Here is a 12,521-nt window from a genome sequence, read left to right as displayed (position 1 = left end):
CCCGGGCCTCCGGGCCTCCGGGCCTCCGGGCCTCCGGGCCTCCGGGCCTCCGGGCCTCCGGGCCTCCGGGCCTCCGGGCCTCCGGGCCTCCGGGCCTCCGGGCCGGAGGCCCCGCCGGTCACGCGTGTTGCCCGAACAGCTCCCGCAGGACGTCCTCCATGGTCACGAGGCCCGAAAGCCGGCCGTCCGCGCCGAGCACCGCGGCGAGGTGGGTGCGGCTGCGGCGCATCGCCGTGAGGACGTCGTCCAGCGGGGTGCTCTCGCGGACGCGCGCGATGGAGCGCATGTCCCGCAGCCGGAAGGCCAGGTCCCGGGGCGAGGCGTCCAGCGCGTCCTTGACGTGCAGGTAGCCCACGATCCGCCGGCCCTCGTCGACCACCGGGAACCGGGAGAAGCCCGACTCCGCCGACAGCCGCTCCAACTGCTCGGGGGTCACGCCCATGCGCGCGTAGACCACCCGCTCCAGCGGGACCACCACGTCCATCACAGGACGGCGGCCCAGCTCCAGGGCGTCGTGCAGCCGCTCCCGCGCCCGCGCGTCGATCAGACCGGCCTCACCGGCGTCCTTGACGATCTCCGCCAGCTCGGCGTCCGAGAACGTCGCCGCGACCTCGTCCCTCGTGTCCACCCGCAACAGCTTGAGCAGCGCGTTCGCGAAGGCGTTGATCGCGAAGATCACCGGCCGCAGCGCCCGCGACAGGGCGACCAGCGGCGGGCCGAGCAGCAGCGCGCTGCGCGCCGGTTCGGCGAGCGCGATGTTCTTCGGCACCATCTCGCCGAGCAGCATGTGCAGATACGTGGCCAGGGCCAGCGCGATCACGAACGACACGGCGTGGCCCGCGCCCGTGGGCACGCCCATCGCGTGGAACACCGGCTCCAGCAGATGCGCGATCGCCGGTTCCGCGACCACACCGAGCACCAGCGTGCACAGCGTGATGCCGAGCTGGGCGGCGGCCATCAGCGCCGACACGTGCTCGAGACCCCACAGCACGATCCGCGCGCGCCGGTCGCCCTCCTCGGCGTACGGCTCGATCTGCGAGCGGCGCACCGAGATGAGCGCGAACTCCGCGCCCACGAAGAAGGCGTTGACGACCAGCGTCGCCAGACCGATCAGCAGCTGTACGGCGGTCACTTCGCCTCCTCCCCGTGCACGGCCCGCTCGTCGGCGAGGGGCGCGTGCAGCAGTACCCGCGCCGCCCGCCGCCCCGACGCGTCGACCACGTCCAGCCGCCAGCCGGCGACCTCGACGCTGTCACCGCCCGCCGGTATGCGCCCCAGCCGGGTCGCCACCAGACCGGCCAGCGTCTCGTACGGCCCCTCGGGCACCCTCAGGCCCACGCGGGCGAGCTGGTCGGTGCGGGCCGCGCCGTCGGCCGAGAACAGCGCCCGGCCCTCCTCGTCGGCGCCGGCCGGGGCGAGGTCGGGCGTCTCGTGCGGATCGTGCTCGTCGCGCACCTCGCCGACGACCTCCTCGACGATGTCCTCCAGCGTCGCCACGCCCGCCGTACCGCCGTACTCGTCGATGACGACGGCCATCGTGCGCTTGCCGGACAGCCGGTCCAGGAGCCGGTCGACGGTCAGTGACTCGGGGACCAGCAGCGGTTCGCGCATCACCTGGGCGACCCCGCTGCGCGGCCGGTCCTCGGCGCGCACGGCCAGGACGTCCTTGACGTGGGCGATGCCCACGACCGAGTCGAGGCTGCCGCGGTAGACGGGGAACCGGGACAGGCCGGTCGCCCGGGTCGCGTTGGCGACGTCCTCGCAGGTCGCGAGCACGTCGAGGGCGACGACCTGGACGCGTGGGGTCATCACGTTCTCCGCCGTGAGGTCCGCGAGGTTCAGCGTCCGCACGAACAGCTCGGCCGTGTCGGGCTCCAGGGCGCCCTCCTTGGCGGAGTGCCGGGCGAGTGCCGCGAGCTCCTGCGGGCCGCGCGCGGAGGCCAGCTCCTCGGCGGGCTCCACGCCCAGTCGGCGCACCACGCGGTTGGCCGCGTTGTTGAGGTGCGTGATGAAGGGCCGGAAGGCCGCGCTGAACCAGCGCTGCGGACTGCCCACCCGCTTGGCGACGGCCAGCGGGGAGGAGATCGCCCAGTTCTTGGGCACCAGCTCGCCCACGACCATCAGGAACACCGTGGACAGGGCCGTGCCGATGACCAGCGCGAGGGAACTCGCCACGGACTCCGAGACGCCCACCGCCCGCAGCGGGCCCGCGATCAGCTCGGCGATGGACGGCTCGGACAGCATGCCGACCACCAGGTTGGTGACGGTGATGCCGAGCTGCGCGCCGGACAGCTGGAACGTCAGGTTCCGTACGGCCTTGAGGGCACCGGAGGCGCCGCGCTCGCCGCGGGCCGCCGCGCGCTCCAGTTCGCCGCGTTCCACGGTCGTCAGCGAGAACTCGGCTGCGACGAAGGCGCCGCACATGACGGAGAGCAGGACGGCCACCAGAAGGAGCAGCACTTCGGTCATCGGGTCACCTCCGTCCCATGATCGGACAGGGCAGGGAGGGACGCGCGATGTCGCGGACCAGGAGGCTCGCCCATGGGCGGACGCTCACACCTTTCACCGGGGACCGAAGGGGATCGAATGCTCCAATAGTAAAGGAGGGGCAAAAGATCAGTCGGTGAGGGGCTTCACCCAGCGTCGCCAGTGGTCCTCGCGGTGGTAGCCACCCGCGGCCCAGGTGTGGTGGGCCCGTTCGTTGGCTTCCAGGACCATGGCGTCGACGCGCCGTCCGCCCAGGGCGGTGAAGCGCTGTTCCGCGGCTTCCAGCAGGGCGGTGGCGATGCCCCGCCGACGGTGGTCGGGGTGTACGGCCAGTCGGTAGGCGGAGCACCGCCATCCGTCGAAGCCGGCTATGACGGTTCCGGCGAGGTGGCCGTCCCGCTCCGCGAGGAGCAGGGCTTCGGGATCCCGCGCGATGAGCCGGGCGACTCCGTCGTGGTCGTCGCTGATGCTCGTGCCTTCCGCGGCGTCGCGCCAGAACCGCAGCACGGTGTTGATGTCCGCCGGGGTGGCGTGCCGGATACGAAGATCGCTCATACACCGAGCCAAGCAGAGCGCCGACCCGTGGGGCGAACGTTTTCCGCGAACGGCCCTCCGCCGCTACGAGCCTTCGGTGAGCAACTCCGCCAGGCGATCGGCGAATTGGGTGAGCCAGTCCAGCCGCGATCCCCCGCGGGCCGCACGAAAACCGTGGCGGCGACCCCAGAACGCAGCCTGTACGGCGTGGAACTGGGCCCACCGCCGCACGCGTTCACGGTCGAGTTCCGCGGCCTCCGCGAAGACGTCCAGGACGCGCTGGACGGCCTTGCGCAGGTCGTCCGCCGCGAGGAGCGCCGGCGCGCGGGACTTCAGCAGGGTGCCGCCGTCGTAGGCGGGATCTCCCACGTACCCCTTGGGGTCGACCGCCAGCCACGGCTCCCGGTCGGCGCGCAGGATGTTCCGGGCGTGGAGGTCACCGTGGACGAGAGTGTCCGGCTGGGCCCGGCCCAGCTCCCGCACGGTCGCCACGGCGGTGTCCAGCACCCGACGTGGCAACGTGTGCGTCAGCTCCTCCGCGTCCTCGCACAGCCGCTCCTCCCAGGCGTCGGCCTGCTCGCGCAGCCGGGGCAGGCCGGGCGGTGCGGGGACGGCCAGGCGCCGATTGAGCCGTCCGGCGACGGTCACCACCTCGTCGCCGTCCTCGACCTCTGCCAGGGTCGACGGCCGGACCCGCTCCAGCAGCATCGCGAACCGCTCGTCGTCGCGCTCGTGCAGCAGGACGGCGCCGCACCCGCCCCACGCGACGAACGCATCCGGCTCATGCACGTTGCCGGGGTGCGGGAACGACACCTTCAGCACGGCGCCCTCCCCGGCCGGCCGTTGTACCGGGACGACGACCCCGACACCTCCGTGCATGACCTCGCCGTCCGGCACGCACCTCCAGCGCCCCAGCAACACCTCCACGATCCCGGGCAGCTCGGCGAGCCACGCCGCCCCGGCCTCCCCCTCGCGGTCGACGGTGCTCCGTGCGAACTCTTCCGGCATCGCGATCATCCCGGCACACTACGCGCCGGGCCGCCGCGGCCACCGAATCCAGGCCGACCGCCGTCGCTCCCCCGTCCCCCCGACGGAGTCATTCGTGGGCGATGGCTGCCAGGACGTTCATGCGGGACGCGCGGAGGGCCGGGAGGAGGGCTGCCACGATGCCCACGACCGCCGAGCCGATCACGACGGCGACGATGGTGCCCCACGGGATCGCCAGCGCCTTCATGCCCTGCAGCGCGAGCACCTGCTGGGTGCACACGCCCCAGACCAGGCCCAGCACCAGACCGAGGACCGCGCCGAACACCGCGATCACGACCGACTCCAGGCGGATCATCCGCCGCAGCTGCCGCCGGGCCAGCCCGATGGCGCGCAGCAGTCCGATCTCCCGGGTGCGCTCCACGACCGACAGGGCGAGCGTGTTGACCACACCGAGGACCGCGATGACGATGGCCAGCCCGAGCAGCGCGTACACCAGGTAGAGCAGCACCGCGATCTGGTCGTGCACCAGCTTCTTGTAGTCGGCCTGGTCGCGCACCTGCACCTGCGGATACGCGGCGAGCGCCTTCTCCAGGCGCGGCTTCAGCCGGTCCGCGCCGGTGCCCGGAGCCCGGTTGACGTACAGCGAGGAGTCCTGCCCGCCGGGGACGTACTTCTCGACCGTGGCCAGCCCGAAGAACAGCCCGCCGCGCATGCCGAAGCCGTCGCCGCCGTCCTGGTCGGTGAGGGCGCCCACCCGCATCTCGGCCCGCCGGCCCCCGGGGAACTCGACCGGCAGCGTGCTGCCCAGCCGTACACCGTGGTCCTTCGCGAAGCCCGCGTCCATGCCCAGGGCGCCGTCGGCGAGGGCCGCCGCCGTGTTCCCGGCCGTGTACGTCACATGGGCGACGTCGTCGACCCGCGGGTCGTACCCGGCGGCGGTGGTCTCGACGCGTCTGCCGTCGGGCAGTCGCACGGCCACGGGCGCGAACCGCTGCCGTACGACCAGGCCCACCCCGTCGGTGGCGCGGACGGTGTCGGTGACCTCCCGGGTGAACGGCAGGAAGTTGCTGTTCTGGATCACGAAGTCGGCGCCCAGCGTCTTGTCGATCTGCTGGTCGAACGACTTGGACATGGACGCGCTCGCCACCGACATCCCGCCGACCAGCGCAAGACCCACCATCAGCGCGGCCGCCGTGGCGCCCGTACGACGCGGATTGCGCAGGGCGTTGCGCTGGCTCATCCGGCCGATCGAGCCGAACAGCGCCGGGAAGGCGCCGCCCAGGACCCGGATCACCGGCCGGACCAGCAGCGGTCCGGCGATCACGGTGGCGATCAGCGTGAGGACCACACCCAGGCCGAGCAGCGAGGCAGCCGACGCCGTCTTCGTCGCCGCCGCGCATCCGGCCAGCGCCGCCACGCCGAGCGCGCCCACGGCCGAACCGACGATCGCCCGCGTCCGCAGCGGCCGTCCCACACCGGCGACCTCGGCGTCCGCGAGCGCAGCCATCGGCGACACGGCCGAGGCCCGCCGCGCCGGGAGGTACGCCGCGACGAACGTGACGCCCACCCCGACGACGTAGGCCGCGACGGGTGTGCCCCAGCCGATGACCAGCTCGGTGGCCTTGAGGTTCAGACCGAACGCGCTCATCAGCCGGATCAGCCCGAACGCCAGCCCGATCCCGGCGGCCAGGCCCAGCGTCGAGCCGACCACGCCGAGCAGCACCGCCTCCGTCAGCACCGAGCGCCGCACCTGGCGCCGGTCGGCGCCCAGCGCGCGCAGCAGCCCCAGCTCACGAGTGCGCTGCGCGATCAGCATGGAGAAGGTGTTGACGATCAGGAACACCCCGACCAGGACCGCGATCCCGGCGAAGCCCAGCATCACGTACTTGATCACGTCGAGGAAGCCGCCGAGGTCCGCCGCGTCTGATTTGGCCTGCTCGCTCGCGGTCCTGAGGTCGTACGACCCCGTTCCGATCGCCCGGCCGATGCGGGCCTTGAGCACCGCGTCGTCGACCCCGGGGGCCGCGTCCACCGAGATGCCGGTGGCGCGGTCGGCGGAGCCCAGCAGCTTCTCCGCGGCGACCGCGGGGTCCAGGAAGACGAGGGCCGCGCCCGGGTTGGTGGTGGTGAAGGTGGCGATGCCGACGACCCGCACCGGGAACGTGCCGGGCTGGGCCTGCACGGTCAGCGTGTCGCCGATCCGGACGTGCTTCTTGTCGGCGGTGTCCGCGTCGAGCAGCGCCTCGCCCGGACCGCGCGGGGCGTGACCCGAGGTCAGCTTCACGGGGCTGCGGTCGCTGAGGTACCAGTCGGTGGCGATGGTCGGGGCGCCCGTGGTCGGGCCGACGGACTTGTTGTGGCGGTCGACGACCACGACGTTCTCCACGCCGACGTCCGCGTGGGTGCGCGCCACCCCGTCCACCCGGGCGACCCGCTCCCGGAGCGACGCGGGAAGCGTCTGGACCTGGCCCGTCGGCACCGACGACGTGAGGTCCTGCTTCGGCTGCACGGTCACATCGGCGGCGGTGGAGGCGAAGAGGCGGTCGAAGGTGCGGGTCACGGTGTCGGAGAAGATCAGGCTGCCCGCGACGAACGCCACCGACAGCAGGACGGCCAGCGCGGACAGCATCAGCCGCCCCTTGTGGGCCAGGAAGCTCCTCAGGGTCGCCTTCAGCACCGGATCACCCCTCCTCCTCGCCGCCCTCGCGGTCCCCGCCCGTCACGCCGGCGCCCGCGGCCCCGGGCGCCTCGGGACCCGCCCCGGAGAAGAGGCGCATGCGTTCGAGGACCGCCTCAGCCGTGGGCCGCTCCATCCGGTCCACGATCCGCCCGTCGGCCAGGAAGAGCACCAGGTCGGAGTGGGCGGCGGCGCCCGGGTCGTGCGTGACCATGACGACGGTCTGCCCCAGGTCGTCCACCGCGCCGCGCAGGAACCCGAGCACTTCCAGGCCGGCCCGCGAGTCGAGGTTGCCGGTCGGCTCGTCGGCGAAGATCAGCTCCGGCCGGGAGGCCAGCGCCCGCGCGCAGGCGACCCGCTGCTGCTGGCCGCCGGAGAGCTGGGCCGGCCGGTGCCTGAGCCGGTCGCGCAGACCGAGCGTGTCGATGACCTGGTCGAGCCACTTCTCGTCGGGCTTCTTGCCCGCGATGTCCATGGGCAGGGTGATGTTCTCGGCCGCGTTCAGCGTCGGGATCAGGTTGAACGACTGGAACATGAACCCGATCCGGTCCCGCCGCAGCCGGGTCAGCTCGCGCTCCCGCAGCCCCGTGATCTCCGTGTCGCCGAGCCACACCTGGCCGGCCGAGACGGTGTCGAGGCCGGCCAGACAGTGCATCAGCGTGGACTTCCCCGAGCCGGACGGCCCCATCACCGCGGTGAAACGGCCGCGCGCGATGTCCACGTCGACCGCGTCCAGCGCCAGCACCGCGGTCTCGCCCGCGCCGTACGCCTTCGTCAGGCCGCGGGCCCGGGCCGCGACGCCGTCCTCCCGTGCCACCCCCGGCGTGTGCTCCTCAGCAGGTGTGGACAAAGCCGCCTCCCCGGTCAGCCGCGCGTCCGATGTCCCCCGTTCCGCCCGAGCCTAGTGTGATGCGCCGCACAGCCGGTATCCCCCCACGGGTAGAACCGGTTCTCCACCACAGGTCGGGCCCCCGATACGCATGTAAGGGGCATCCTCCACCCGTAGGAGGAGCGTCTGCCCGTGCCCGGGAAGAGTGCCCGCCCGCGCTTGCCCTGGCTAGCGGTACAGCGCTAGCTTCGGGGTATGGCGAAGACCCAACTGAACGTGCGCGTGGACGAGGGCACCGCCCGTGCCGCCCGCGAACAGGCCCTGGCGCGCGGCATGAGCGTCAACCGGTACATCGAGGAACTGGTGAAGCAGGACGCCGGTGAGGCCGGCCGGACGTTCGTCGAGTCCGCCGCCGACTTCATGAAGCAGTACGAGTCCCTGTTCGCGGAGGAGTTCGGCGAGGGCGGCACCGCGTCCCGGGGCGAAGGCCGGCACTGATCCCTTGAACGACCTCACCATCGATCTCGCCTGGCTCCTGATGCTCGCCGAGGACAAGACCCCCGGCGATCCGCAGATCACCGACTGGGGCGCCCTGGTCGCCGCCGTCGCCCGCCACCGGGCCGAGATATTCGACGTCCCCGTCTACGACTCCCCGTACGCCCGCGCGGCCTCGCTGCTCCAACTCCTGATCCACGTGCCCGCGCTGGAGCGCTCCAACGCCCTCTTCGCCTCCGCGGTCGCCTACGCCTATCTCGTCGCCAGCGGCGCCAAGGTCGTCATCACCTCGCCGGAACAGGTCCGCGACCTCGCCCGGCTCGTCAAGGACGGTGAGGCGTCGGTGCAGGACATCGCCCGGGAACTGCGCCAGTGGGCCCTGTGACCGGGCCCGCCGCTCAGGGCCGCCAGGCCGTGCCCAGCGCGCAGTACGACGTGGGCAGGGCCGGGCCCTTCTCCGGCATCAGCACCCGCCGGTAGGGGCCGAGTTCGAAACCGGCGTCCCGCAGCGAGGCGACCGGTTCTCCCGACAGCCGGCAGCCTCCGGCGAGCCGGGGCCACACCGTGCGGTCCAGGGCGCGCTGGGTGAGCAGCATGACCGGACCGCCGCCCCGGCCGTGCTCGAAGAACCGCACCTGACCGCCCGGCCGCAGCACCCGCCGTACCTCACCGAGGGCCCGCGGCACGTCCCCGACGCTGCACAGCACCAGCGACAGCACGGCCGCGTCGAACTCCCCGGCCTCGGCGGGCAGGGCCTTCGCCGTGCCCGGCACCACGTGCACCGGCACCCGGGCGCGCTGCGCCGCCTCCTCGGCCAGCCGGCGCAGCAACGGCTCCGGCTCGACCGCCACGACCTCGTCGACCGTGCTCGGGTAGTGGGCGAAGTTGAGGCCGTTGCCCGCGCCGATCTCGACGACCCGCCCGGACAGTCCCGCGAGCAGCCGCTCCCTGATGCCCGCCATCCCGTGCCGGGTCTCGGCACCCGCGCTGATGCGCGCGTACGCGCGGGCGAAGACCGGGTGGTGGACGGCGTCCCGCTCCGCCTTGTCGGAGCCCGCGGACAGCAACCGCATGACGCACCTCCCGAACGCGACGGCCCTACGGCCCTGGGAAGAGTGTCCCCCGTGCCGTCCCGGCACGCCCACCCCCGCGTCCGTCCGTGTCCGGCATCGGAGCCCTCCCGTGCCCGGCGGTCGGACGCCCTCCCGTGCCCGGCGGATCAGACGCCCTCCCGCTCCCGGAACGCCTCCGCCTCCCACGTCCCGAACAGCCGGGGCGCCAGCCAGCCCGGTGCGGCCGCGCGGAAGCCGGCCGCGGGGAGCGCGCCGGCGGACGCCGGCAGGGCGCCGAGGAGGGGAGCGGCGGCCACCTCCGGGAGGTCGGCGACGTTGCAGCGCGAGGCGAGGTCGGGGGAGCGCGGCCAGCTGCCGATCACCACGCCGAGCAACTCCAGGTTCCGCGACCGCAGTTCCCGCGCCGTCAGCTCCGTGGTGTTCAGCGTGCCCAGCCCGGCCGCGGCGACGACCAGCACGGGGGCGCCCAGCAGCCGCGCCGCGTCGGCCAGCGTGCCGCCCGCCGCGTCGAACCGTACGAGCAGGCCGCCCGCGCCCTCCACGAGCACCAGATCGTGGTCGGTGGCCAGCTTGGCGGCCGCCTCCGCGACCTCCTCGGGACGCACCGGCGCGAGCCCTGCCCGCCGGGCCGCCGTGCCCGGCGCCAACGGCTCGGGATAGCGGGCCAGTTCGGCCGTCGTCACCGCGCCCGCGAGCCGTGCGACCTCGTCCGCGTCCCCGTGCTCGCCCGGACCGACCCCGGTCTGGGCGGCCTTCAGCACGGCCACCGACCGGCCGGACGCGACCGCGGCGGCGGCCACCGCCGCCGTCGTGACCGTCTTGCCGACCTCCGTGCCCGTGCCCGTGATCACCAGTACCGGCATCTCAGCCCTCCCGCGCCGCCGCGCACACCGCGCGCGCGATCCGTGCCACGTCGTCGTCCCCGGTGACGTAGGGCGGCATCGTGTAGACGAGGTCCCGGAACGGCCTGAGCCACACGCCCTCGCGCACCGCGGCCCGGGTCGCCGCCGCCATGTCCACCTCGTGGTCGAGCTGGACCACACCGATCGCGCCCAGGACGCGCACCTCCCGCACCCCGGGCAGCCCGGCCGCCGGGGCGAGGCCCTCGCGCAGGCCCTTCTCGATCCGCCCGACCTCCGCGAGCCAGTCCTGCCCGAGCAGCAGTTCCACCGACGCCCGGGCCACGGCGGCCGCCAGCGGGTTGCCCATGAACGTCGGGCCGTGGGCCAGCACCGGCACCTCGCCCCGCGAGATCCCCTCGGCCACCCGGGGCGTGCACAGCGTCGCCGCCATGGTGAGGCAGCCGCCGGTCAGCGCCTTGCCCACGCACATCACGTCCGGCGTCACCGCCGCGTGGTCCGCCGCGAACAGCGCGCCGGTCCGTCCGAACCCGGTCGCGATCTCGTCGAACACCAGGAGCACACCGTGCGCGTCGCACGCCTCGCGCAGCACCCGCAGATAGTCGGGCGAGTGGAAGCGCATCCCGCCCGCGCCCTGCACCACCGGCTCCACGATCACGGCCGCCAGTTCGTGCGCGTGCCGCTCGACCGTCGCGCGCAGGTGATCGGCGTACGCCTCCTCGTACTCGGCCGGTGGCGCGTCCGCGAACACCTGGCGCGGCAGCACCCCGGTCCACAGCTCGTGCATCCCGCCCTCGGGGTCGCACACGGACATCGGCTGCCAGGTGTCGCCGTGGTAGCCGCCCCGCCAGGTCATCAGGCGCCGCTTCTCGGGCCGGCCGAGCGAGCGCCAGTACTGGAGGCACATCTTGACCGCGACCTCGACCGACACCGATCCCGAGTCGGTCAGGAACACGTGTTCGAGGCCGACGGGTGTGATGTCGACGAGGAGCTTCGCCAGGCGGACGGCGGGCTCGTGCGTGAGCCCCCCGAACATCACGTGGCTCATCCGTTCCAGCTGCCCGCGCGCGGCCTCGTTCAGCACGGGGTGGTTGTAGCCGTGGATCGCCGACCACCAGGACGACATCCCGTCGACCAGCTCGCCCCCGCCGTCCGCGAGCCGCAGCCGGACCCCGCTCGCCGACTCCACGACGAGCGGTTCGACACGGCCGGGCATCGGGCCGTACGGATGCCAGACGTGCCGTCGGTCCAGCTCCAGCAGCTCGGTGAGGTGCGGGTCAGGCATTGGGCGCGACATCGGTGCCGGCACCCCGGCGGCGCACGGCCACCAGGTCGGTACGGGGCTCACCCACGGTCGCCGCGGCGACGGGCGGAGCGTCGGCCGGGGCGCACACGCCGCCGCCCTCGTGCGCACCGCACCCCGCCTCCCCGTGCGCACCGCAACCGGCGCCCTCGTGCGATCCGCACCCGGCCCCGGCGTGCGCTCCGCAGCCCTCCCCGGACGCCGTCCGGTGCCCGGGCAGCGTCACCTCGTCGGCGCCCTCCACCTCGAAACCGGCGTCGGCGATCATCTCCAGGTCCGCCCTGCCCGCCTGGCCCTCACTGGTGAGGTAGTCGCCGAGGAAGATCGAGTTGGCGAGGTGCAGCGCGAGGGGCTGGAGCGTGCGCAGATGCACCTCGCGGCCGCCGGCGATGCGCACCTCGACGTCCGGGCAGACGAACCGGACCATCGCCAGGATGCGCAGACAGCGCTGCGGGGTGAGGTTCCACTCCTTGGCGAGCGGGGTGCCCTCGAAGGGGATCAGGAAGTTCACCGGCACCGAGTCCGGGTCGAGTTCACGCAGCGAGAAGACCACGTCCACCAGGTCCTCGTCGCTCTCGCCCATGCCGGCGATCAGACCGGAACACGCCGAGAGACCGGCCGCGTGGGCCCGCCGCACCGTGTCCACCCGATCGGCGTACGTGTGCGTCGTCGTGATGTCCGCGTACGTTCCCTCGGACGTGTTGAGGTTGTGGTTGTACGCGTCGGCGCCCGCCTCGCGCAGGCGTTCGGCCTGACCGTCGGAGAGCAGCCCCAGACAGGCGCAGACCTCGACGCCCTCGTTCTCGTCCTTGATCGTCCGGATGGTCTCGGAGACTCGCTCCACGTCCCGGTCCGTCGGTCCGCGCCCGCTCGCCACCAGGCAGACCCGCTTGGCACCGCCGGCCAGGCCCGCGGCGGCGGCCCGTGACGCCTCGTCGGGCCCCAGCCAGCTGTACTTCAGGATGCTGGCCGTGGAGCCGAGCCGCTGCGAGCAGTAGGAGCAGTCCTCCGGGCACAGACCGGACTTGAGGTTCACCAGGTAGTTCAGTTTCACGCGCCGGCCGAACCAGTGCCGGCGCACCCGGCCGGCCGCCGCCACCACGTCGAGCACGTCGTCGTCGGAAGTGGCCAGTACGGCCAGCGCTTCCCCGCGGGTCGGCAGCTCGCGCCGAAGCCCCTTGTCCACCAGCGTGTTCAGCAGGTCCATGAGGTCCGATCCTGTCCTACGGGACCGCTCCCGGCCAAGGAGGCTTCGCACAACAGAGGGTGTTCCTCA

At 73.3% G+C, this 12,521-nt stretch carries 12 protein-coding genes; 2 read left to right on the top strand and 10 right to left on the bottom strand.

All coding sequences use genetic code 11. The annotated features are described in order from the left end of the window. Window positions 1-118: 118 nt before the first annotated feature. The 6 genes from AB0F77_RS25125 to AB0F77_RS25100 form a co-directional block, all read right to left on the bottom strand. Window positions 119-1,132, bottom strand: a complete 1,014-nt coding sequence (locus AB0F77_RS25125; protein ID WP_361952824.1) for a hemolysin family protein — start codon at window positions 1,130-1,132, stop codon at window positions 119-121. Further along, window positions 1,129-2,469: a hemolysin family protein gene (locus AB0F77_RS25120; protein ID WP_361952821.1), complete on the bottom strand. Its 1,341-nt coding sequence runs from the start codon at window positions 2,467-2,469 to the stop codon at window positions 1,129-1,131. Before AB0F77_RS25120 ends, AB0F77_RS25125 begins: the two co-directional genes overlap by 4 nt. 147 nt (window positions 2,470-2,616) lie before the next feature. Continuing rightward, window positions 2,617-3,042 carry a GNAT family N-acetyltransferase gene (locus AB0F77_RS25115; protein ID WP_361952818.1) on the bottom strand — a complete coding sequence of 142 codons (426 nt, stop codon included), beginning with the start codon at window positions 3,040-3,042 and terminating at the stop codon, window positions 2,617-2,619. Window positions 3,043-3,105: 63 nt separating this feature from the next. Next, window positions 3,106-4,038: an aminoglycoside phosphotransferase family protein gene (locus AB0F77_RS25110; RefSeq protein ID WP_361952815.1), complete on the bottom strand. Its 933-nt coding sequence runs from the start codon at window positions 4,036-4,038 to the stop codon at window positions 3,106-3,108. A 79-nt stretch (window positions 4,039-4,117) separates the two neighbouring features. Next, window positions 4,118-6,685, bottom strand: a complete 2,568-nt coding sequence (locus AB0F77_RS25105; protein ID WP_361952812.1) for an ABC transporter permease — start codon at window positions 6,683-6,685, stop codon at window positions 4,118-4,120. Window positions 6,686-6,689: 4 nt separating this feature from the next. Continuing rightward, window positions 6,690-7,535 carry an ABC transporter ATP-binding protein gene (locus AB0F77_RS25100; protein ID WP_361952809.1) on the bottom strand — a complete coding sequence of 282 codons (846 nt, stop codon included), beginning with the start codon at window positions 7,533-7,535 and terminating at the stop codon, window positions 6,690-6,692. Between the two features lie 234 nt (window positions 7,536-7,769). Between AB0F77_RS25100 and AB0F77_RS25095 the strand changes: the two genes are divergently transcribed. Beyond that, window positions 7,770-8,012, top strand: a complete 243-nt coding sequence (locus AB0F77_RS25095) for a toxin-antitoxin system HicB family antitoxin (RefSeq protein WP_361952806.1) — start codon at window positions 7,770-7,772, stop codon at window positions 8,010-8,012. Window positions 8,013-8,016: 4 nt separating this feature from the next. Further along, window positions 8,017-8,394 (top strand): fic family toxin-antitoxin system, toxin component, encoded by a 378-nt coding sequence (locus AB0F77_RS25090; RefSeq protein ID WP_361952804.1) that lies wholly within the window; start codon window positions 8,017-8,019, stop codon window positions 8,392-8,394. Window positions 8,395-8,407: 13 nt separating this feature from the next. Here AB0F77_RS25090 and AB0F77_RS25085 read toward each other — a convergent pair whose 3' ends face one another. From AB0F77_RS25085 to bioB, 4 genes are all read right to left on the bottom strand, one after another. Next, window positions 8,408-9,082, bottom strand: coding sequence for a class I SAM-dependent methyltransferase (locus AB0F77_RS25085; RefSeq protein ID WP_361952801.1), 675 nt, complete (start codon window positions 9,080-9,082; stop codon window positions 8,408-8,410). Between the two features lie 146 nt (window positions 9,083-9,228). After that, window positions 9,229-9,945, bottom strand: a complete 717-nt coding sequence (gene bioD / locus AB0F77_RS25080; protein ID WP_361952798.1) for a dethiobiotin synthase — start codon at window positions 9,943-9,945, stop codon at window positions 9,229-9,231. A gap of 1 nt (window position 9,946) precedes the next feature. Continuing rightward, entirely contained in the window at window positions 9,947-11,227 is a 1,281-nt protein-coding gene (locus AB0F77_RS25075) for an adenosylmethionine--8-amino-7-oxononanoate transaminase (protein ID WP_361952795.1), read from the bottom strand. After that, a complete protein-coding gene (gene bioB, locus AB0F77_RS25070) occupies window positions 11,220-12,452 on the bottom strand; it encodes a biotin synthase BioB (RefSeq protein WP_361952792.1) in 1,233 nt (410 codons plus the stop codon). Before bioB ends, AB0F77_RS25075 begins: the two co-directional genes overlap by 8 nt. Window positions 12,453-12,521 lie beyond the last annotated feature (69 nt).

The sequence above is a fragment of the Streptomyces sp. NPDC026672 genome (assembly GCF_040638185.1).
Taxonomy (GTDB): domain Bacteria; phylum Actinomycetota; class Actinomycetes; order Streptomycetales; family Streptomycetaceae; genus Streptomyces.
Note: the sequence above shows the minus strand (reverse complement) of the source record. Positions and strands in the feature narration are given on the sequence as shown.